19 protein-coding genes are annotated in these 20,477 nt (G+C 72.6%); 11 read left to right on the forward strand and 8 right to left on the reverse strand.

The genetic code is table 11. The features are described 5' to 3' along the window. On the forward strand, positions 1-2,532 hold the full coding sequence (locus OG496_RS30005; RefSeq protein ID WP_405973108.1) for an FtsX-like permease family protein: 2,532 nt from the start codon (positions 1-3) through the stop codon (positions 2,530-2,532). A 67-nt stretch (positions 2,533-2,599) separates the two neighbouring features. Here OG496_RS30005 and OG496_RS30010 read toward each other — a convergent pair whose 3' ends face one another. Next, complete coding sequence (locus tag OG496_RS30010) at positions 2,600-5,854, reverse strand: FG-GAP-like repeat-containing protein (protein ID WP_405973109.1); 3,255 nt, start codon at positions 5,852-5,854, stop codon at positions 2,600-2,602. Positions 5,855-6,218: 364 nt separating this feature from the next. Between OG496_RS30010 and OG496_RS30015 the strand changes: the two genes are divergently transcribed. The 7 genes from OG496_RS30015 (at position 6,219) to OG496_RS30045 (ending at position 12,912) form a co-directional block, all read left to right on the forward strand. Next, entirely contained in the window at positions 6,219-7,448 is a 1,230-nt protein-coding gene (locus tag OG496_RS30015; RefSeq protein WP_405973110.1) for a serine hydrolase domain-containing protein, read from the forward strand. Positions 7,449-7,611: 163 nt separating this feature from the next. Continuing rightward, positions 7,612-8,898, forward strand: a complete 1,287-nt coding sequence (locus OG496_RS30020) for an NAD(P)/FAD-dependent oxidoreductase (RefSeq protein ID WP_405976736.1) — start codon at positions 7,612-7,614, stop codon at positions 8,896-8,898. After that, the gene (locus OG496_RS30025) at positions 8,895-9,629 is read left to right on the forward strand and encodes a DUF1365 domain-containing protein (RefSeq protein ID WP_405973111.1); all 735 of its coding nucleotides are present in this window, start codon (positions 8,895-8,897) and stop codon (positions 9,627-9,629) included. The genes OG496_RS30020 and OG496_RS30025 overlap by 4 nt, the downstream gene beginning before the upstream one ends. Then, a complete protein-coding gene (locus OG496_RS30030; protein WP_405973112.1) occupies positions 9,626-10,912 on the forward strand; it encodes a class I SAM-dependent methyltransferase in 1,287 nt (428 codons plus the stop codon). The genes OG496_RS30025 and OG496_RS30030 overlap by 4 nt, the downstream gene beginning before the upstream one ends. Next, positions 10,909-11,715, forward strand: coding sequence for a DUF1295 domain-containing protein (locus OG496_RS30035; protein ID WP_405973113.1), 807 nt, complete (start codon positions 10,909-10,911; stop codon positions 11,713-11,715). The genes OG496_RS30030 and OG496_RS30035 overlap by 4 nt, the downstream gene beginning before the upstream one ends. 68 nt (positions 11,716-11,783) lie before the next feature. Further along, positions 11,784-12,446 carry an alpha/beta family hydrolase gene (locus OG496_RS30040; protein ID WP_405976737.1) on the forward strand — a complete coding sequence of 221 codons (663 nt, stop codon included), beginning with the start codon at positions 11,784-11,786 and terminating at the stop codon, positions 12,444-12,446. A gap of 28 nt (positions 12,447-12,474) precedes the next feature. After that, the gene (locus OG496_RS30045) at positions 12,475-12,912 is read left to right on the forward strand and encodes a VOC family protein (RefSeq protein WP_405973114.1); all 438 of its coding nucleotides are present in this window, start codon (positions 12,475-12,477) and stop codon (positions 12,910-12,912) included. Here OG496_RS30045 and OG496_RS30050 read toward each other — a convergent pair whose 3' ends face one another. The 7 genes from OG496_RS30050 to OG496_RS30080 all read right to left on the reverse strand — a co-directional run bounded on the left by OG496_RS30050 (position 12,913) and on the right by OG496_RS30080 (position 18,566). Next, the gene (locus OG496_RS30050) at positions 12,913-13,794 is read right to left on the reverse strand and encodes a YihY/virulence factor BrkB family protein (protein WP_366494582.1); all 882 of its coding nucleotides are present in this window, start codon (positions 13,792-13,794) and stop codon (positions 12,913-12,915) included. Further along, complete coding sequence (locus OG496_RS30055) at positions 13,784-14,368, reverse strand: hypothetical protein (protein ID WP_405973115.1); 585 nt, start codon at positions 14,366-14,368, stop codon at positions 13,784-13,786. The genes OG496_RS30050 and OG496_RS30055 overlap by 11 nt, the downstream gene beginning before the upstream one ends. Further along, positions 14,368-15,345 (reverse strand): DUF6286 domain-containing Asp23/Gls24 family envelope stress response protein, encoded by a 978-nt coding sequence (locus OG496_RS30060; RefSeq protein ID WP_405973116.1) that lies wholly within the window; start codon positions 15,343-15,345, stop codon positions 14,368-14,370. The genes OG496_RS30055 and OG496_RS30060 overlap by 1 nt, the downstream gene beginning before the upstream one ends. Next, positions 15,342-15,527 carry a hypothetical protein gene (locus OG496_RS30065; RefSeq protein ID WP_327402562.1) on the reverse strand — a complete coding sequence of 62 codons (186 nt, stop codon included), beginning with the start codon at positions 15,525-15,527 and terminating at the stop codon, positions 15,342-15,344. The genes OG496_RS30060 and OG496_RS30065 overlap by 4 nt, the downstream gene beginning before the upstream one ends. A gap of 62 nt (positions 15,528-15,589) precedes the next feature. Beyond that, a complete protein-coding gene (locus OG496_RS30070) occupies positions 15,590-16,081 on the reverse strand; it encodes an Asp23/Gls24 family envelope stress response protein (protein ID WP_399395376.1) in 492 nt (163 codons plus the stop codon). A 123-nt stretch (positions 16,082-16,204) separates the two neighbouring features. After that, complete coding sequence (locus tag OG496_RS30075; protein WP_405973117.1) at positions 16,205-16,855, reverse strand: fasciclin domain-containing protein; 651 nt, start codon at positions 16,853-16,855, stop codon at positions 16,205-16,207. A gap of 118 nt (positions 16,856-16,973) precedes the next feature. Beyond that, a complete protein-coding gene (locus OG496_RS30080) occupies positions 16,974-18,566 on the reverse strand; it encodes a molybdopterin-dependent oxidoreductase (RefSeq protein ID WP_405973118.1) in 1,593 nt (530 codons plus the stop codon). 191 nt (positions 18,567-18,757) lie between these two features. Between OG496_RS30080 and OG496_RS30085 the strand changes: the two genes are divergently transcribed. From OG496_RS30085 to OG496_RS30095, 3 genes are read left to right on the forward strand one after another with little or no spacing between them, the layout of a single operon-like run. Next, positions 18,758-19,342, forward strand: a complete 585-nt coding sequence (locus tag OG496_RS30085) for an RNA polymerase sigma factor (protein WP_405973119.1) — start codon at positions 18,758-18,760, stop codon at positions 19,340-19,342. Next, positions 19,339-19,968 (forward strand): Asp23/Gls24 family envelope stress response protein, encoded by a 630-nt coding sequence (locus OG496_RS30090; RefSeq protein WP_405973120.1) that lies wholly within the window; start codon positions 19,339-19,341, stop codon positions 19,966-19,968. The genes OG496_RS30085 and OG496_RS30090 overlap by 4 nt, the downstream gene beginning before the upstream one ends. Beyond that, the gene (locus OG496_RS30095; RefSeq protein ID WP_405973121.1) at positions 19,965-20,324 is read left to right on the forward strand and encodes a hypothetical protein; all 360 of its coding nucleotides are present in this window, start codon (positions 19,965-19,967) and stop codon (positions 20,322-20,324) included. The genes OG496_RS30090 and OG496_RS30095 overlap by 4 nt, the downstream gene beginning before the upstream one ends. The last annotated feature ends 153 nt before the right edge of the window (positions 20,325-20,477 follow it).

A 20,477-nucleotide genomic window follows, 5' to 3' on the forward strand; every position in this document is an offset into this window, starting at 1 on the left:
ATGTTCCGTCTCGCGATACAGATGGTCGGGCACCGCGTCACCGCGCTGATCGCCGTGGCCTGCGCGGTCCTCGGCGGCGCGGCCCTGATCACCGCCACCGGCGTCCTGGCCGAGTCCGGCCTCCGTTCCCACCTGCCCGCCGGGCGCCTCGCCGGAGCGTCCGTCGTGGTCGCGGCCGACCAGGAGTTCCACCCGCCCGGCGATCTGGCGCTCGCGCTGCCGGAGCGCCGTAGGATCCCGGCCCAACTCGTCGGCGAACTGGGCAAGTTGCCGGGCGTAACCACCTCCGTCGGCGACATCGGCTTCCCGGCCGCGCTCGTCGACGCGCACGGTCGGGTCGTGGCGTCGTCGTCCGGAGGTCCTCAGGTGTCGGGGCACGGTTGGTCCTCGACGAAGCTGCTGGCGGGGGCGCGGGTCACCGGCAGCGCGCCGACCGCCTCCGGCGAGGTCGCAGTGGACAGCGCCACCGCCGCAGCGGCCGGTATCAAGCCGGGCGACCGCGTCCAGGTCGTCGTCAACTCCCGCCCCGCGAGCGCCTATCGCGTGTCCGCCGTGGTCAACGCACCTGGCGCGGGCGTCTACTTCGCCGACAGGACGGCCGTAGGTCTGTCCGGCCGGTCCGGCCGTGTCGATCTGGTGGGCCTCCGCACCGCGCCCGGTGCCGAGGCACGGGTCGCCGCCGAAGTCCGTACGAAGCTGAAGGGCACCGGGCTGCTGACCGTCACCGGAGCGGAGCGGGGCGACACCGCCGCACCCGGCGCCGGAGCCTCACGCTCGCTGCTCGTGCTGCTCGCCGGGTCGCTCTCCGGGATCGTTCTGCTGATCACCGGGTTCGTGATGGCGAGCGCGCTGGCCGTGGCGATCGGTGGGCAGCGGCGGGACCTGGCGTTGATGCGGGCCGTCGGGGCGACCCCGAAGCAGATCCGGCGGCTGGCCGCCGCGCAGTCCACCGTCGTCGCGGCCGTGGCCGTGGCACCCGGGGTGGGGCTCGGGTACCTGCTGGCCGGACAGTTCCGCGGGCTGCTCGCGGACCGGGGGGTCATCCCGGCCGAACTCCCGCTCACCTTCAGCCCGTTGCCCGCGCTCGCGGCGATCGTGCTGATGCTTCTGGCCGTTCAGGCGTCGGCCCGTTGCTCGGCGTGGCGCACCTCGCGGATGCCGGCCACCGAGGCGGTCGCCGAGTCGCGGAGCGAACCGCGTAATCCGTCGCGGGCCCGGACCCGTATCGGCGTGGCCGTCATCGTCGTGGCGACGGTCATGTCGGCCCTGCCGCTGTTCTCCCGCACGGTCATCGGCGCTACGGCCACCTCGCTCGCCGGCATCATCGGGGCGATCGGGCTGGCCATGGCGGGACCGGCGCTGGTGCGGGGCATCGGCGGTGCGGCGGCGCGGGCGACGCGGTACGGGGGCTCCGCGCCGACCTGGCTGGCGATGGCCAACCTGCGCGCCTACGCCCTGCGCAACGCGGGGATCGTCTCCACGCTGGCCATGGCGGTCGTGTTCGTGCTGACGTACACCTTCACGCAGACGACCGTGCTGGCCGCCACCGCTCAGGACACCAGCGCCGGCACCCTGGCCCAACTGCGCCTGAGCGCACCGGGGTTGGGCGGGCTGCCCGACGGCACACTCGCTGCCGTACGGAAGACGGCCGGGGTGAAGGCCGCCGCTCCCGTCGGGACGACCACCGTGGTGTGGGAGTACAAGGAGTTCGGTGACCCGGCGGTCGACTCGGGTTCGGCGACGATCCTCACGCCGGACGCGGCGGGCGTTCTCGACCTCGACGTACGGGACGGCAGCCTGAGTCGGCTGTCCGGCAGGACAGTTGCTGTCAGCAGTGATGTGGCGCGGACGCGTTCCGCGACGGTGGGGCACACGGTGAAGCTGGTCCTCGGGGACGGAACTCGCGTCGACGCCAAGGTAGTTGCCGTGTACGGGCGGGGGCTCGGCTTCGGCACGGTGGTGCTGTCGCACGACCTGGCCGCCGGGCACACGACCGCGGCCCTCGACCAGTCCCTCCTGATCCGCACGGACGGCTCGGCGAAGGCGCGGCAGAACCTCACGGCTCTCGCCGCCGCCCGCCCCGGCCTGACGCTCGGACCCGCCAACTCCCCTTCCACCGGCGGACTCAAGGACGCGCCGCCCGAGGTGTGGATCAACCTCGCCACCATCATCGTCCTGCTCGTCTATCTGCTGCTCAGCATCGCCAACAAGCTGGTCGCGGCCACCGCCCAGCGGCGGGTGGAGCTGGGTGCCCTCCGGCTCAACGGCACGACTCCCCGCCAGATCCGGGCGATGATGCGCCGCGAGGCCGCGATGACCGCCGCCACCGCGCTCACGACGGCACTCCTGCTCTCCGCGATCCCTCTTGCCCTCCTGGGCCAGGGTTTCCTCGGCCGCCCCTGGCCGGCGGGGCCGGTCTGGCTGCTGCCGGGGCTTGCGGTGATGGTCACGGGCATTGCCTTCCTCACCATCGAACTGCCCACCCGGCAGGCGCTGCGGACACCGCCCGCGGATGCGATCCGCGCGTACTGAGCCGGATACGGGAGACAGCGGAAGGCCCGGGTCGACGACCCGGGCCTTCGCGAGGGAACGAGACGGCTCACGTGACGGACTTGTACCCCTGCCAGCCCGAAGCGATCTTCGTACGGCCGCCGAACGACCCCTTGCCGTTGCCACTGTTGCGCCACACGTTGCCACCGGTGTCGCGCGAGACCAGGTCGGCCTTCCCGTCCCCGGTGATGTCGCCGACCCCGACGACCGCGTTGTACGACCCGCCCCAGGCGGAGAACACCTTCACCCGCGCCCCGAACGTCCCCTTGCCGGTGCCGTCGTAGCGGTACAGGTTGTTCGCCTTGTCCTGGACGAGCAGGTCGCCGATGCCGTCACCGTTGAGGTCGCCGGCGCCGACGACCTTCTTGTACGTCTTCCAGTCCGCGTACAGCTTCACGCGCGCCGACAACGTCCCGGTACTGGTGCCCTTGTACAGGTAGACGGTCCCGGTCGCCGTGTTGCGCGCGATCAGGTCCGGCCGGCCGTCCTTGGTCACGTCACCGGTCGAGGTCAGCACGTCGTACTGGTTCCAGCCGGAAGTGCCGAGCGAGGTGTACCGGGTCGTCGGCGTCGGCGCCTTGCCGCAGGCGGGGTGGTAGGCGCGCAGCGCGCCGCTGCTCAGCCTGACCAGGATGTCGTTGCACCGGTCGCCGTCGAGATCGCCGTACGGCACGGACTTCGCGCTCGTCGGCCAGCCGTTGCCGGACACCTTGCTGCCCAACGTGCCCTTGCCGGTGCCGCGTTGGACGGTGAGGGTGCCGGAGGAGCTGAGGGTGACGAGGTCACCGACGCCGTCGTTGCCCGCGTAGTCGCGCGGTGCCGCCGCTCCCGCCGTCACCGTGAGGCTGCCGGAACGGGTGAGGGCGGCGCCCTTGCCGTCGGCGGGCCGGGCGGTGAGCGTCCAGGTGTAGGTGCCGTTGGGGACGAGGCGGCCCGCGGAGTCCTTGCCGTCCCAGGCGGCCTTCAGCAGCCCGCGGGCGTCGGCGCCGGACAAGGTGCGCACGGTGGTTCCGGCCGTGTCGCGGACCGCCACCTGCCATGCGGCGGCGGGCTTCGACAGCCACCAAGTACCGGACCAGCTCGCGGTGTTGGCGGTGACCGTGGAGTCGATCGCGGTCAGCGCGGACGCCGGGAAGCCGGCCGGCACGACATGGACGCGCTGCTCGGTGTCGGTGTACGCGACGCCGCCGCCGAAGCGGTCCACGGTCCAGTCGGTGCCGATCCGGCCCTTGTCCTTGCCGATCTCGGTCCAGTCGGCCACCTTGTGGCTCGGCAGATCGGTGTAGGCGCCGCTCGACGGCAGTCCGCCGTGCAGGTCGAAGAGCGTCAGCCCGCTGGTCGACCCGGTGCCGGCGAGATGCTGGACCAGGTAGCCGTCGCCGAGCAGGACCCCGCCCTGGGGAGCGGTCGCCGTCTGCTTCGTCGTACGGTCGTAGACTCCCGCGCCCCGGGAGACGCCCCCGAAGTCCTCGCAGGTCCAGTACACCCAGCGGCCCACGGCCTGGAGGTCGGCCGGGGTGCAGCCGTTGCGGGTGGTGAAGGATTCCCCGGCGCTGCCGGACGGGAGCCCGGTGGCCGTGATCGTGCTCCCGGTGGCCGTCCCGCTCCACAGGGTGTCGCCCCACACGGCGGCGGCGACCCGTGCGCGCTTCTGGAGCGCCTTCGGCGCCGTCCCGTCCACGGGGAACTCGGCGAGGTACTGCTGACCGGAGGACGCCCCGTCGACGATCGCGTACCGCCCGGAGAGACCCTTCAGCTGCGGGGAGTCGTCGCCGGTGTCGAGGGTGGGGCCCCAGCTCGTGGCGCCGTTGGCGTACAGCATGGTCAGGCCGGACTCGGTGGAGTCCACGCGGCCGTGCCGGCCGGTGCCGTCGGCCAGCAGCTCATTGCCGTCCCGGCCGTTGACCAGGGCGTCCACACTCGACGTGACCACGCCGGGGGTGGTGCCGGTGGCGAGCCAGGTGCTGCGGTACGTGCCCTCGACCGTGGACGGCTCGTACAGCGTGCTGTTGCCGGCCGTGGTGAGGACGCCGCTGCCGAGCGCGAGTCCGTTCACCGTCGCGGGCATCGGCGCCACGGCGGTCACCCGGCTGCGGGTGACCGAGCCGTCGGCGCCCTTGGCGATCCGGTACACGCCCCAGTCGAGGTCGCCCCGCTCGACGTACGTGTCGGCCCCCGCCACGAGGACGGATCCGTCCGGAGCCTGGACGATCTGGTGGGCGGCCGGGTCCATGACCCTGGCCATGGACGTGTCCGTGCCGTCGGAGCTCAGGGCCCACAGGGGCTGGCCCCGGTACAGGTTGTCGCCGGGCGACACCGGTTCCACGCCGAGCAGCTTGTCGCCGACGATCCCGTACGTGGCCTGGTAGCTGAGGGAGCTGGTGTCGAACGTGCGCGGTGCGGTGGACAGGTCGGCACGGTCGTACACGTCGGCCTTGCTGCGCCCGCTCCGCACCCGCACCACCGAGTCGGCGCCCAGCCGGAAGCCGCTCACCTCCCAGCCGTTGTCGGCGTCGACGCGGTCGGGCAGCGCGCTGAGGACGCCGGTGGAGAGGTCGACGAGGCCCCAGTGGCTGTAGCCGTCCCCGTCGGCGCCGGTGTCGTAGCGGAGGATGACGGATCGCGCGTCGCCGTCCTCGACCTGGATGTCGGCGGCGCTGTCGGGCAGCCCGGTGACGGCGGTCTGAGCGGCCTGGCCCCCGTCCTGGACGCGCCACAGCTGATAGGCGTTCGGGTTGCCGTCGGCGGCGGCGGTGCTGGTGAGGACCGTGTCGCCGAAGGTGCCCTGGTAGGTGGAGCCGTCGGGAACCGGCACCACACCGGTGTTGCCCGAGGCGCCCGCGCCCTTGAGGAGGGTGACCCGGGCGTCCGCCGCCGAGTAGAGGGCGACGGTGTCCGAACCGTCCCCGTAGTAACCGGTCTTGAAGGAGGCGGCGTGGGTGAAGTAGCCGGTGTCGATGTCGTACGCGAGCGGGGCGTCCAGCCGCTGCTCCAGTGCGGCGGTGGTGCCGGAGGCGTAGTCCGTCCACAGGAGCCGGTCGTCGCCCTCCTGGGCCCAGAGGAAGCCGCTGGTCCCCGCGTCGAGGATCTGCGTGGCCCTGGGTACGGCGCGGGCCGCGGCGTCCACCACGACCTCTCCGGCCACGGTGGCGAAGGCCGGGGACGGCAGGGCTGCAAGGGGAAGGCTGAGCGTCAGTGCCGCCGCCAGGACGGCCGCGACACGCGCCGGTGGCGGGACGAGGCGCGCCTGACCCGCCCCGAAAGAGGGTCTCTGTCTGTGCCGACGTCGGCCGAGTCGCGCCACGATTCCTCCAGAAGGCAAGAAGAAGGCATGGCGGACGTACGGCAACGCCCTGGCATTTTCCCCCGGCCCCCCGACGGCTCCCCCATGCGCGTAAGGGAAGCGAGCCTAACAGCATGGGCATGACCAAGCCGGTACGAGGTTCAGGCCGTCGGACGAGAGGCCGCGGGCTCGTCAGTGGTGTGGTCGTCATCGGCGCCCGCGCGGCGGGTCCGTCGTCGAACGCCTGTCGGGTCGGTCGGGTGTTGCGGCCGAACACCGGTCCGATCGAGTGGACTCGCAGGGACGCGTACCGCAGGACGGCCTCCCGCCGGACTCCGGATGGTGGCGTTGCACCCCTCAGCCCCGAACCGGAAGAAGCGCCCCCATGCGACGCACTCCGTCCCGACGCCTGTTCGCAGCTGTGCTGCTGGTGGCGTCCGTACTGACCCCGACGATGGCGGCTTCCGCCACCGCCGCGACTCCCGCCGCCACCGCGGTCCGCCTCGCGAGTGTCGATCGGCACAACCACGACGACTGCCCGCCGCACGGCCTCGGCCGCGACCTGACCGCCCGCCTCGACAAAGCGATCGCGGACGTCCGCAAGCAGGCCGCCATCCCCGGTGTCGCCGTCGGGCTGTGGATGCCGGGCAAGGGCTGCTACGTCCGCGCGACCGGCATCGCCGACAAGGCGACGCGGCAGCCGATGAGCACCGACTTCTACTCGCGGATCGGCAGCGAGACCAAGACCTTCACGGTCACCGCGCTGCTCCAGATCGTCGACGAGCGGCGGATCGGGCTCGACGACCCGATCTCGCGCTACGTCAAGGGCGTGCCGAACGGCCGCCACATCACCCTGCGCCACCTGGCCGAGATGCGCAGCGGGCTGTTCCCGTACAGCGCCGACGCCGGCTTCGCGCACGACCTGCTGAGCGACCCGACCCGCACGTTCACCCCGCAGGAGCTGCTCGCGTACGGCTACAAGCACCGCAACACCGCCGCGCCGGGCAAGGTGTTCGTCTACAACAACAGCAACCTGGTCCTCCTCGGCCTGGTGATCGAGAAGGTCACCGGTCACCACGTCGCCGACGTCATCGACCGGCGGGTGCTGCGCCCGGCACACCTGGACCAGACGCTGTTCCCCGACGGCCCGAACGTCCGCGAGTTCCCCGAGCCGCACGCGCACGGCTACACCAACCAGACACTGACCGGCGCGGTCGCCGACTCCACCGACTGGAACCCGAGTTGGGGCTGGTCGGCCGGCGCGATGATCTCGACCATGCACGACCTGCGCAGCTGGGCGAAGACCGTCGCCACCGGGGAACTGCTCAGCCCCGAGACCCAGAAGCAGCGTCTGAAGGTGCTGCCGACCAGCTTCCCCGGCCTCGACTACGGCCTCGGCATCTTCGAGACCGGCGGCTGGATCGGGCACAACGGTTCCATCCCGGGCTACGAGTCCGTGACCGTCTACCTCCCCGCCCTCAAGGCGACCCTGGTCGTGCTGATCAACACCGACATCACCACCGGCGGCCAGGAGCCGTCCACCCTGCTCGCCCGCGCGATCACGCAGATCGCCACGCCCGGCCACGTCTACGACGGCTCGACCCCCACGCGCTAGAGACGCCCCGCCCGCTCGACACCACACCCCCGGGTCACCGACCTGGGGGTTTCGTGTCGGTCCGGGTGGCCCCACCACCCGTTTCGTCCTTCGGCCAATCCGCCCCCCGACCTGATCCGGATTACGCGTGCACCCCCGACCGGCGGGAGGACACGTGACGGAGATGGCGATGGAGCGGACAGCGCGGGACGGACGCCGGACCGCCGTGATCGGTTCCGGGGTGGCGGGGCTGACCGCCGCGTACCTTCTGGGCTCGGCCGGTCACGTCACCCTGTACGAGGCCGACGACCGGCTCGGCGGGCACGCGCACACCCATGAGCTGACGTCGGCGCACGACGGGCGGGTGCACCGCGTCGACTCCGGGTTCATCGTGCACAACCGGCGCACCTACCCACGCCTGCTGCGGCTCTTCGACGAACTCGGCGTCCCCACACAGGAGTCGGAGATGAGCATGTCCGTGAGCTGCGAGGAGTGCGGGCTGGAGTACGCCGGTGCGCGCGGCCCGGCCGGACTGTTCGCCCAGCCCCGCAACCTCCTGCGCCCCCGCTATCTGCGGCTGCTCGCCGAGGTGCCCCTCTTCCACCGCGCGGCCCACCGGCTGCTGGCCCGGGGCGGTGAAGAGGCCCTCACTCTGGGGGAGTTCCTCGACCGGGAGGGCTACTCCGCCTATTTCCGCGCCCACTTCGTCACGCCGATGGTGTCGGCCGTGTGGTCCTGCGACGCCGTCACCGCCCAGCGCTACCCGGCCGCCTACCTGTTCCGCTTCCTGGACCACCACGGCATGCTCTCGGTGAGCGGATCACCGGTGTGGCGCACGGTCACCGGCGGTTCGGGCACCTACGTCGACCGGATCGCCAAGCACATCGGCGATATCCGCACGTCCACTCCCGTCCGGTCCGTACGACGTCACGCCGACCGCGCGGACGTCACCGCCGAGGACGGCACCACCGAGTCCTACGACGCCGTCGTGATCGCCGTCCACCCGGACCAGGCGCTCCGGCTGCTCGCCGAACCGACCGGGCTGGAAAGGGAGTTGCTGGGCGCGTTCCCGTACTCCCGCAACACCACGCTCCTGCACACCGACACCCGGCTCCTGCCCCGCGCCCCGGGCGCCCGCGCCTCCTGGAACCACCTGATGCCGTCGTGCACGGCCGACTCCGGCCAGGTGCAGGTCAGTTACGACATGAACCGGCTCCAACGCCTCGACGCCACCGAGACGTTCGTGGTCACCCTCGGCGGCGAGGACCGCGTCGACCCCGGCCGGGTGCTGGCCCGCATGGTCTACGAACACCCCGTCTACACCCCCGAGTCGGTGGCCGCGCAGCAGCGGCTGCCCGAACTCGCCGGTGACGTCTGCGTGTTCGCGGGTGCCTACCACGGCTGGGGTTTCCACGAGGACGGCTGCCGGTCGGGTGTCGAGGCCGCGGCGGCGCTGGGGGTGCGGTGGTGAACGCCGTACCCGCGCTCTACGCGTGCACGATCAGCCATGTGCGGACCACCCCACGGCGGTACGCGCTACGGCACCGCACGTACATGTGGCTCATAGACCCCGACCACCCGCCCCAACTCCCGCGCGCACTAAGGCCGTTGGCGCGCTTCGACCCCCGTGACCACTTCACCGGGGACCGTCAGTCCGTCCGGGCCGGCCTCGACGCCTTCCTCGCCGGGCACGGCGTCCACCTGGACGGCGGCCGGGTGGTGATGCTCACCCACGCCCGGGTGCTCGGGTACGTCTTCAACCCCCTGACCCTGTACTGGTGTTACGGCCCCGACGGCGAACCGCGCTGCGTGGTCGCGGAGGTGCACAACACCTACGGCGGACGGCACTGCTATCTGCTGCACCCGGACGCCTCCGGCACCGCGCGCGCCGAGAAGAAGCTCTACGTCTCGCCGTTCTTCCCGGTCGACGGCGGCTACCGCATGCGCCTGCCACCGCCCGGACCCCAACTCGCCCTGACCGTCCACCTGGACCGCGAGGGCGGCCGTGCCTTCACGGCGACGGTACGCGGCACCCGGCGCGAGGCGAGCACCGCGCGGCTGCTGCGGCTGGCGCTGCGCCACCCCTGGTCCACCCTCGCCGTGTCGGCCGCGATCCGCGTCCACGGCATACGGCTCTACCTGCGGGGACTGCCCGTTCAGCCCCGAACCGACGACCACCGCGCCCCGGAGAACGTGACATGACGACAGCAGAACCCCGCACCACCCCCCGCGTGCGTACCGCCGCCGTCGACCCCGCCCACTGGCCCGACATCGCCGCCGTACCGCCTGCCTCCCGCGTCCGAACGGCGCTCACTGCGGCCCTCGTCCGACGAGCCCTCGCCCAACTCCCGCTCCGGGCCCGGTTCGCGGGGTTCCCGGACCTCGGCAGGGGCGGCCCGCTGATCGACGTCCGCGACCCGGCCGCGTTCCACGCCCGCATCGGCACCCACGGCCTGGTCGGGTTCGGCGAGTCGTACATGGCCGGTGAGTGGGACGCCCCCGACCTGGTGGCCGCCCTGACCGTACTGGCCGGGCACGCGGCCGAGTTGATCCCGGCCCCGCTGCAACGGCTTCGTGCCCTGTGGGCACCGCGCCACCCGCACGCCGAGCGCAACACCCCCGACGGCTCCCGTGCCAACATCAGCCGCCACTACGACCTGTCCAACGACCTCTTCGCCCTCTTCCTCGACGACACCCTCACCTACTCCTCCGCCGTCTTCCGGGGCTTCCCCGCGAGCCATGACCTCCTCGCGGCGGCCCAACACCGCAAGATCGACCGGCTGTTGGACCTCGCCGACGTGGGCGAGGGCACCCGGCTCCTGGAGATCGGCACCGGCTGGGGCGAACTCGCCCTGCGGGCCGCCGCCCGAGGCGCCCGCGTCACCTCGCTCACCCTCTCCCGCGAACAACGCGACCTGGCCGTCGAGCGGGTGCGCGCGGCCGGTCTCGGCGACCGCGTCTCCGTCGAACTGCGCGACTACCGCGAGGCACTTGGGACCTACGACGCCGTCGTCAGCGTGGAGATGATCGAGGCGGTCGGCGCCGAGTTCTGGCCGGTGTACTTCCGTGCCATCGACCAACGGCTGGCGCCGGGCGGCCGGTTGGCGCTCCAGGCCATCACCATGCCGCACGACCGGATGCTCGCCTCCCAGGACACCTTCACCTGGATCCACAAGTACGTCTTCCCCGGCGGCCTCATCCCCTCCACCGACGCGATCGAGGAGACCGCCCGCGACCACACCGGCCTGCGCCTCGCCCGCCGCGACGCTTTCGGCGCCCACTACGCCGAGACCCTGCGCCTGTGGCGCGAACGGTTTACGGAGCGGGCCGGGGAGGCGGAGGCGCTCGGCTTCGACGAGGTCTTCCACAGGCTGTGGACCTTCTACCTCGCCTACTCCGAGGCCGGTTTCCGCTCCGGCTACCTCGACGTCCAGCAGTACCTGTTCACCAGACCGAACTCCGCCGAGGACGTGGCCCGGCCGTGAACGGCTTCCTCTGGAGCGCCTTCGCCCTCAACCTCGCCTGGTCCGCCGCCGCGGCCTTCGCGGTCATGCTCGTCACCTTCGCGGTAGCGGTGCGCGTGGGGCTGCATCGGATCGTCGACATCGCCTGGGGCCTCGGCTTCACGGCGGTCGCGGCCGTGACCTGCGCGCTGTCCGCCGGTGAGGGCGATCCCGTACGACGGCTGCTGGTGACGTCGTTGACGGCGGTCTGGGGGCTGCGGCTGGCGGTCCACATCGCCCGCCGGGGCCGGGGCCACGGCGAAGACCCGCGCTACGAAAGGCTGTTGGCCAAGGCGCCCGGCAGCCGGAACGCGTACGCCCTGCGCATGGTCTACCTCCTCCAGGGCGCGCTGGTCTGGCTGGTGTCCCTGCCCGTGCAGGCCGCGCAGTACGTGCCTGGCCGGCCTTCGGTGCTCAACTATGTTGCCGGTACGGCGCTGTGGGCGGTCGGCATCGGTTTCGAGGCGGTCGGGGACGCCCAACTGGCCCGTTTCCGCGCCGATTCCGCCAACCGTGGCCGGATCATGGACCGCGGCCTGTGGTCCTGGACCCGACACCCGAACTACTTCGGCGACTTCTGCGTGTGGTGGGGCCTGTTCCTGCTCACCTGCGACTGGCCGGCGGCGGCTGCCGTGTCCGTCGTATCGCCGTTGGTGATGAGCCTGTTGCTGACCCGGGGCAGCGGACAACGGCTGCTGGAACGGCACATGGCCGACCGGCCGGGATACGCCGAGTACCGTGCCCGCACCAGCGGTTTCCTGCCGCGTCCGCCGAAGCGTGAGTGAGCAAGGAGCACCTCATCGAGCCACAGCACGACACCACCCAACATGCCGATCAACACGCTCCGTTCAAGGTGCGCCGACGTCCGCCGCACCCCCGAGCCGCCGTCCTCGTCCTGCACGGCGGCCAGGAGACGAGCGAACGGCCCGCCCGGCCCTGGCAGTTGGCCGCGCTGCGCATGGGCCCGGTCGCACGCGCGGTGATTGCCCAACTGCCGTACCAGGACGTCCTGGTGGCCCAGGCCCGTTACCGCGTCCGCGGCTGGAACGGCGACCGCGCGGACGCGGCCCACGACACCCTGCGCGCGCTGGACGCCCTGGCCGAACTCACCGGCCCCGTACCGACCGTGCTGCTCGGCCACTCCATGGGCGGACGCGCCGCCCTGCGCACCGCCGGTCACCCGCTGGTGACGGGCGTGGTCGCCCTCGCCCCGTGGTGGCCGCCGGGGGAACCCGTCGAGCAGACGGCGGGGCGCCACATCGTCGCCCTGCACGGCGCACGCGACCACGTCACCTCGCCCACGGAGACGGCGGACTGCGTGCGCCGGGCACGGGAGGCGGGCGCGACGCGGGCGGGCCTGGCGTTCATCGCCGACGGCGACCACGGGATGCTCCGCCGCCACGGCCTCTGGCATCACACGACGGCCGCACTGGTCGCCCATCTGCTCGACCCGGGGGCTGTCCCGGAGCCCTTGCCTGCGGGGGGTTACGGGGTGGGGGAGATTCCGGTGCTGTGAGCGGTGTTCCCGCCATAGGATCATGTCCATGACTGAGGCAACGCTCCCCGGCTCAGGCGGGCCCGGCGTGATCGACTCCACGACACACATCCGTGTCGCCCGCCCCTCGCGGGACCTCGCCGCGGCAGAACGCTTCTACGTGGACGGGCTCGGGCTCGACGTCCTGTGGCGGACCACCGAGCACGTCCGGGGTGAGCACGATCTCCTGATGGTCGGTCCGCCCGGCGGGTCCTGGCACTTCGAGCTGACCCACGACCCCGAGCGTCCGCTGGAACCGGCCCCGACCGAGGACGACCTCTTCGTGGTCTACCTGGGCACGCCCGTGGAAGACGTCCTGGTCGAGCGTCTGGTGGCCACCGGCGGCACCCGGGTCCCCGCGCACAACCCGTACTGGGACGAGCACGGAGTGACGGTCGCCGACCCGGACGGCTACCGCCTCGTCCTGTGCTCCCGTACCTGGGGCTAGTCACGCCTCGCGGGTCTTCGCCAGCTCCGCCGCGAACTGCGCCCCGCTGAGCAGCGCGAGGTTCGACAGCCACAGCCAGATCAGGAAGACGACGCTGCCCGAGAGCGAGCCGTAGAGCCTGCTGTAGGCGCCGAGTGTCGTGGCGTACGTCGAGAAACCCGCCGAGACGATCAGCCAGAGGGCCGCGGCCAGTACGCCCCCGGGCAGGCTGTGGCCGCGGCGGCGGGCGCCGGTCGGGCCGGTGTGGAAGACGACCACGACCAGGAGCGCGACCAGACACAGCAGGACCGGCCAGCGCAGCAGGTCCCAGGCCCAGGCCGCGGTCTCGTCCACGCCCGCCATCCGCCCGACGGCCTCCGCGAGCGGGCCGGTCAGCAGCAGCGTGAGCGAACCGACGAGGAGCAGGCCGAGCAGCACCAGCGCGGTGAGCACGATGCGCGGGGCCTTGCGCCAGGGCGAGCGGTGGTCCTGGGTGCCGTGCATGCGGTGCAGGGCGCGGCGGAACACGGCGAGGTAGCTCGTGGACGACCACAGCGCGCTGACGCTGCCCGCCACCAGCAGGGGCCAGGCCGTCCGGTCCGTGCGCAGGACGTGGGTCAGGGCCGCGTGCAGTTCGGTACCGGAGTTGGCGGGCGCGTACGCGGTGACGTGGGTGACGAACTCCTCGGCCGTGTCCGGGCTGATCATGCCGAACGCGATGACCGTGGCCAGCATCGCGGGAAGCACCGCGAGGATCGCGTAGTACGTCAGCGCCGCCGCGTAGTCCGAGATGTCGTCGTTCCACAGCGACACCGGCGTGCGGCGCAGCGCAGGCCACCAGGCCGCCGGCGGCCGGAACCCGGCGATCCGGCGGACCCGGCCGACGTACGACTCAGCGGACATGGGGCGCCCGGTGCGAGGTGGCGCTCAGCCGGAGCCGGGTGTGGGTCGTGTACGGGGCCGCCGCGTCCTCGGCCTCCGCCGTCACCGCGCGCAGGGCGGGCAGTACGGCGTCCGGGGAGGTGTCCGGGTCCAGCCACACCCGTAGCTCCACCTCCAGGCGGCGCCCGCGCCGGGGCAGCACCCGGGCATGTGTGCGTGCGACACCGGGGACGGCCGTCGCCCGTGCCGTCACCGCCTCGGCCAGTGCCCGCGGACGTACAGTGCAGCCGGGGGAGGGCAGGGCCATCCGCCGCCCCGACCCCGAACGCATCTGCCCGAGAGCCCAGTACGCGAACAGCACGGTCAGCCCGATCGACGCGGCCATGACCGTGGGCGTCCACCAGCCCTCGCTCCGCACCTGCGCCAGCCGCCCCGGCTCCAACAGCACGGCATTCGTGCGGGAGTTGGGCCACCAGGTCGGCAACTGGCGCGCGACGGTGCGGTCCGTGGCGGCGAGCAGGGAACCGGTGAGGAGGAGCACAAGTCCGCCCGTGCCGAGGGCGGTTCGGTTGACGGTTGTGTGGGCGGTACGCATCACTGGTCAACTTCCTCGGCCGCAAGGGTCGTTGTGGGTACGGAGGGTGCCGTCGGCGGTTGCCACACCGGTTCCGGGGTGACGGTGACGCGTACTCGGGGTGCGCGGCGCAGCCGACAGGAGGATACGGCGGCGCGGGCTGCTGCCGTCACCGCTGCGGACGCCTCGGCCCGGTCGCCGAAGGCGAGTCGCGCCCGTACGGTGATCCGCCGACGGCGTACCCGGACCCGTACCGCCGTGATGCCGGGCACGTCGCCCACCGTGTCGCGGACCAGGGACCGCACCGCCGAGCGGTCCACGGCGGCGTCGACGCGCCGGGCCGCCGTACGGACGGTGGACCGGTGACGCAGACCCGGAGTGAGGGCGAGCACGATCATCCAGACGCCGAGCAGGGCCGTCAGCCCGCCCGCGATCACGACGGCCGGGTCTCCCGGTCCGTGCCCGGACAGCCAGTGCACCGCCGAGACGCGCCAGGCCGCCGCCGCCCGGTGCGCGGTGTGCACCTGGACCAGATCGAGGGCGAGCGCCCCGCAGACCAGGGCCGCCGACGAGGTCAGCAGGGCGACCGGGGTCCGGCGCCCGGACCACCAACGCCCAGGTGTTCTGGGTGAGTTGGTCTCCACGGCCGGGGACGCCGGAGCGCGGGAGTACCTCGGCGGTGCGAGCGAGGTGACGTCGACGCGCGCGGTCGGTACGTCCAGACCCGTCAACTCCCGGGTACGTTCCACCACATGGCGCTGGACGTCCCGTGCGCCGTCGGCCAGCGGGGCCGGATAGGGGAGCGTCACACCGAGGGACACCTCCGCCCTGCCGCCCCGTACGGTCGCCGCCGCTCTGGCCGTACGGCCGGGCAGCGCCTCGACGGTCGCCCGCTCGGCGATCCTGCGCACCGCCCGCTCCGAGACGGTGGTGGTGCCCCGTTGCGCTGCGGGTGCGGGTGCGGGTGCGGGTACGGCCTCGGCTGGGGCGGTGGTCATCGACGGCTCCGGTCGAACGCGTCCCGTACGTCCTGGACGGTGCCGCCGCGGTCGAACCACCGGCCCACCGCCCAGCCCAGGCCGCCGAGCGCGGCCACGAGCAGGAAGGCGCCGAAGCCGCCGAACCAGCCGGCGAACGCCAGGGCCATGCCCGCGATCATCCCGACGAACGGTGTGCTCATGCCCGTCCACCTCCACCTGTCACCCGATCCACCACTCCTGCCCGTGCCCTCGACCGGCCGCCCTACTCCACCCGGGCCTCGCCGGTGTGCGCGGGCTCGTCGTCGTCGGGCAGATGGACGTCGTTGACGGTGACGTTCACCTCCACGACCTCAAGGCCGGTGATGCGCTCCACGGCGGAGATCACGTTCTCCCGCACGTCCTGGGCGACGTCCATCACGGACACCCCGTACTCGACGACCAGGTCCAGATCGATGGCCGTCTGCCGCTCGCCCACCTCGACCTTCACCCCGCGCCCCACGTTCGGCCGGCCACCGGGTACGCGGTCGCGCACGGCGCCGATGCTCCGCGAGAGACCGCCGCCCATGTCGTGCACGCCGGGGATCTCCCGGGCGGCGATGCCCGCCACCTTCACGACGACGACATCGGCGATCGACGTACGGCCGCGGTCGGCGGCGGGCTGGTCGGCGCCGGTGGCTCCGCCGGACACGGCGGTGGTGGCCGGGTCCTTGGTGGGCCGGACCTGGGTGGCGACCGGTGCGGTCTGCGTGGTCATGGCATACCTCTTTCTGCCTTGTGCGCTGCCTCGTGGCCGATGTGCTCTCACTTCCTCAGACCCGTGCCCGCCGGGTCTGTGACGCGGCGGGCACGGTAAATCCTTCGGGGCGTCAGCCGACCGTCAGCTGGTGGGCATCAGCACCGTGTCGATGATGTAGACGTTGGCGTTGGCCGTCTTGACGTTGCCGCAGACGACCTTCGCGGAGTCGTTGACGGTGTACGACTCACCGGAGCCGGCGGTGGTCAGCTTCGACTTCTCCAGGGTGTCGAAGGAGCCCTTCTCCAGGTTCGTGGGCGTCAGCTTCTGCCCCACCACGTGGTAGGTGAGGATCTTCGTCAGCTGGGCCTTGTCGGCGAGGACCTTGTCCAGGGTGGCCTTCGGGATCTTGGCGAAGGCGTCGTTGGTCGGCGCGAACACGGTGATGTTCTGGGCGTTGTTGAGGGTGTCGACGAGCCCCGCCTTCTTCACCGCGGCCACGAGCGTGGACAGCGCCGGGTTGTTGGAGGCGGCGGTGGCCACCGGGTCCTGCGCCATGCCGTCGAAGGAACCGGAACCGCTCTTCGGGACGGCCGCGCAGCCGGTGCCGAAGGGCTGGTCGGCGGTGGTGGCGTCGGAGCCGCTCATGCTGTTGTCGGTGGTGGCGGCGGACGCCTTGGTGGAGGCGTCGGACTTCGCGGAGTCGCTGCCGCTGTCGGAGCAGGCGCTCAGGACCACCGGCAGCACGGCCGCGGCGGCGAGGGCGACGGCGGTACGACGGATACGGGTGTTCATGCGGGTTCTCCTTGTGATGGGTACGGCGACAGGCGCCGGTACGCGGGGTGGGGAAAGAAGGTCGGTGGGGAAGAGGGCCGGTGGGGAAGAAGGCCGGTGGGACGGACGGTCTGTGGGGTCAGTCGACGGTCACGACCACGGAGTGCCATCCGCTCGCGCCGTCGGGGATGGTCCTGGTCCGTCTGTCGGTCTGCACCGCGCCGGTGCGGTCGGTGGCGCGGACGGTGAGGGTGTGGCCGCCCTTGGTCGCCCGCCAGGGGAAGGACCACTGGCGCCAGGTGTCGCGGGTGTCCTCGGCGGCGAGCCGGGCCTCCTGCCAGGGGCCGTCGTCGACGCGGACCTCGACCTTGTCGATGCCGCGGTGCTGGGCCCAGGCGACCCCGGCCACCATCACCGTCCCCGTTTTCGGCCGGGCGAACGGCTTCGGGGTGTCGATCCGCGACTCGGTCTTGATCGGCGCCCTGCGGGCCCAGCCCCGCTTGACCCAGTAGGGGTCGTAGGCGTCGAACGTCGTCAGCTCGATGTCCTTGATCCATTTGCAGGCCGAGACGAAGCCGTACAGGCCGGGCACGACCATGCGGACGGGGAAGCCGTGGGCGAAGGGCAGCGGTTCGCCGTTCATGCCGAGGGCGAGAAGGGCGTCGCGGCCGTCCATCACGTCCTCGACCGGGCTGCCGATCGTCATGCCGTCCACGGAACGCGCCACCAACTGGTCGGCCGGACCTCCCTCGGAGGGCGGCTCGACCCCCAACTCGGCTAGCAGATCGGCCAGTTGTACGCCGATCCAGCGCGCGTTGCCGACGTAGGGGCCGCCGACCTCGTTCGACACACAGGTGAGCGTGATGTCGCGCTCGACCAGTTCGCGCCGCAGCAGGTCGTCGAAGGTGAGGGTGACGGGGCGCCGTACGCCCTGCCCGTGGATGCGCAGCCGCCAGGTCGTGGCGTCGACCTTCGGCACCACGAGGGCGGTGTCGACGCGGTAGAAGTCGCCGTTGGCGGTGACGAAGGGGCTGACGCCGGGGATCCGGAGACCGGCGCCCTTGGGCACGGTCCGGGCCCGGGAGCCCGGCGGCGGCAGCACCAGGTTCCGGCGGGAGGCGACCGCGTCCCGGCCGTCGGCACCGCTCAGCGAACGGCCGAGCAGCCCGGCACCGGCGGACCCGACGGCGGCGGCACCCGCCGCGATCACGAAACCGCGCCGGTCCCATCCGACACCGGGCGGCGCCACGGCGTCCTGGTCGGCCGGTCCCCGGGGCCGGAGCCGGCCGATCAGGACGTACAGCACCGCGGCGCCGACGACGGCGCCGGCCACGGAGGGCAGCGCGTCCGTGATCCCGGTGGAATCCGGGCGGCCGGTCGCCGCGAGGGCGCCGACGACTCCGAACAGCAGCACACCGGCCGCCCCCGTACGCCGGAATCGCAGCGCGACAATTCCCAGGGCCAGCGCGAAAAGCGCGAGTACCGCGAGAATTCCCAGCTGGAGAAAGAGTTTGTCGTCGGTGCCGAAATGGCGGATCGCCCAGTCCTTCACGGGGGCGGGCGTACGGTCGATCGCCGCGCCCCCGACCGCGACGACCGGCCCGGCCTGCGGACGCGTCCCGCCCGCCACGGCCTCGGCGACCGCGAGCGCGGCGAGTCCCGCCAGCGCACCGCTGAGCGCGGCGAGCGGCAGCAGCGGTGCGGCGGCGGATTTCTTCTCGTTCTCGGTCACGGGGGGAATCCGGCACCGAATGGGGTGAGGATTGGTCGCCCGCCCGATCGGATGAATTTCCTTTTTCGACCCATCCGCGGCCCCTTCGGCTCCGGAAGGAGGAGAAAGGAGAAGAAGCGGGCGCGCTCGCGTCACAGACGCCGCGCGGCCGTGTCCAACCCGCAGACAGACCGGACGAGAGGAGCCGCCCAGTGGCGGGGCCCCGCACACCCGACGCACCACCGGACACCCGGGCCGAGACCGATCACGCCCTGCTGGCGGTCCGGGCCGCGGAAGGGGACGAGGACGCCTTCGCCGTGCTCGTGCAGCGGCACGCCCCCGCGCTGATCCGCCTCGCCACGAGCCTGCTCGGTACCGGCGCGGAGGCCGAGGACGCCGTACAGGACGCCTTCCTCAGCGCCTGGCGACGGCTCCCGGAGTTCCAGGGCCGCTCCGCCTTCGGCACCTGGATGTACCGCATCGTCACCAACCGCTGCCTGAACGTGCTGCGTTCGCGCAGACCCGTGGCCTCGCTGGAGGCGGCCGGTGACGTGGCCGCCGCCGAACACACCACCTCCCCGGCCCGGATCGCCGAGGGCCGCGACGCGGTCCGCGAACTGCGCGCCGCCCTCGACCTCCTCTCGGCCGAACAGCGCGCGTGCTGGGTGCTGCGCGAACTGGACGGCCGTTCCTACGAGTTCATCGCGGACGCGGTCGGCATCAGCCAGGAGGCCGTCCGCGCCCGGGTGTTCCGCGCCCGCCGATCTCTGACCCAAGCACTGGGGGCCTGGCGATGACCGACCGCACCGACCAGCCGAACACCACGCCCACCCAGGCCGACGACGAACTCCTGCCCTGCGGACGGCTGTTGTCGCGGACCTGGGACGACTGGGAGCGGGGCACGGACGACCCGCACCTCCGCACCTGCCCGCACTGCCGCCAGGCCGTGCGCGGACTCGACGACCTGGAGTCCGTGGTGCGCGGCCTGCAGGCGGAGACGGACACCACCGCCTCCGCCTACGACACCGAGCCGCTGACCCGGCGGATCATGGACGTCGTACGCCTCGAACTGCGCCCGGGCCGCCCCCTGCCCCTCGGTGAACCCGCCGAGGACCTCTGGATCATGGAGGCGGTCGCGGCCCGTGCGCTCCGCGCGGCGGCCGAGTCGGTCCCGGGCGTCCGGGCCGGTTCCTGCCGCCTCCGCGACGGCCACGACGCCGGCACGGTCGAGGTCCGCCTCGACATCCACGCCCCGGCCGACGCCCCGCTGCCCGAACTCGCCGCCCGGGTCCGCGAACGCGTGTGGGAGGCGGCGGACCGTGAACTGGGCATGGGGGTCACGGCGGTTGACATCCGCGTGACGGACCTCGTGTCCACGTCTATGCCCGACGACGATGACGACCAGGAAGGCGGTACGGCATGACCGCGCAGCACTCCGAGGACTCCGCGCCGTACGGCCGGCCCGCGCACGCGACGCTCGCCGCGGAGGTCGCCACGGCTGTCGAGGGTGTCTCGGGGGTCGCCTTTCTCCGGCCGGGGCTGACCGACCGGCTGCGGTCGGTGGTGGCGCGGCCCGGGGCGGCGCCCGCCGGGGTGCGGATGACTCCCCCGGACGGTGACGGTCCCTGGCGGGTCGAGATCCACGTCGTCGCGCTGCGCCGGGCCAGGACCGTGGACGTGGCCCGCGGTGTCCGTGACACCGTCGAACGGCACCTGGACACCCTGGCACCGGCACGGTCCGCCCCCCGGGTCACCGTGACGGTGACGGGCCTCGTCTGACCGGCCCGCGGGGCGAGTGGGGCGGCGGTGGGGTGGGGGGAGCCGCGGGCCGGTTCGACGGTGATGCGTACCCCCTCAGGTCGGGAAGGTCAGCAGGGCCAGCGGCGCGGAGGTGGGGTGGGGTGAGTCGCCGTGCGGTTCGACGGTGATGCC

The sequence above is a fragment of the Streptomyces sp. NBC_00988 genome, assembly GCF_045162645.1.
Classification (GTDB): Bacteria; Actinomycetota; Actinomycetes; order Streptomycetales; family Streptomycetaceae; genus Streptomyces.

Excerpts from the sequence above, each read along its gene's own strand:
- OG496_RS30005 (WP_405973108.1), top strand. The coding sequence starts at position 1 with ATGTTCCGTCTCGCGATACAGATGGTCGGGCACCGCGTCACCGCGCTG.
- OG496_RS30015 (WP_405973110.1), top strand. The coding sequence starts at position 6,219 with ATGCGACGCACTCCGTCCCGACGCCTGTTCGCAGCTGTGCTGCTGGTG.
- OG496_RS30020 (WP_405976736.1), top strand. The coding sequence starts at position 7,612 with ATGGCGATGGAGCGGACAGCGCGGGACGGACGCCGGACCGCCGTGATC.
- OG496_RS30030 (WP_405973112.1), top strand. The coding sequence starts at position 9,626 with ATGACGACAGCAGAACCCCGCACCACCCCCCGCGTGCGTACCGCCGCC.
- OG496_RS30045 (WP_405973114.1), top strand. The coding sequence starts at position 12,475 with ATGACTGAGGCAACGCTCCCCGGCTCAGGCGGGCCCGGCGTGATCGAC.
- OG496_RS30050 (WP_366494582.1), bottom strand. The coding sequence starts at position 13,794 with ATGTCCGCTGAGTCGTACGTCGGCCGGGTCCGCCGGATCGCCGGGTTC.
- OG496_RS30055 (WP_405973115.1), bottom strand. The coding sequence starts at position 14,368 with ATGCGTACCGCCCACACAACCGTCAACCGAACCGCCCTCGGCACGGGC.
- OG496_RS30060 (WP_405973116.1), bottom strand. The coding sequence starts at position 15,345 with ATGACCACCGCCCCAGCCGAGGCCGTACCCGCACCCGCACCCGCACCC.
- OG496_RS30065 (WP_327402562.1), bottom strand. The coding sequence starts at position 15,527 with ATGAGCACACCGTTCGTCGGGATGATCGCGGGCATGGCCCTGGCGTTC.
- OG496_RS30070 (WP_399395376.1), bottom strand. The coding sequence starts at position 16,081 with ATGACCACGCAGACCGCACCGGTCGCCACCCAGGTCCGGCCCACCAAG.
- OG496_RS30075 (WP_405973117.1), bottom strand. The coding sequence starts at position 16,855 with ATGAACACCCGTATCCGTCGTACCGCCGTCGCCCTCGCCGCCGCGGCC.
- OG496_RS30090 (WP_405973120.1), top strand. The coding sequence starts at position 19,339 with ATGACCGACCGCACCGACCAGCCGAACACCACGCCCACCCAGGCCGAC.
- OG496_RS30095 (WP_405973121.1), top strand. The coding sequence starts at position 19,965 with ATGACCGCGCAGCACTCCGAGGACTCCGCGCCGTACGGCCGGCCCGCG.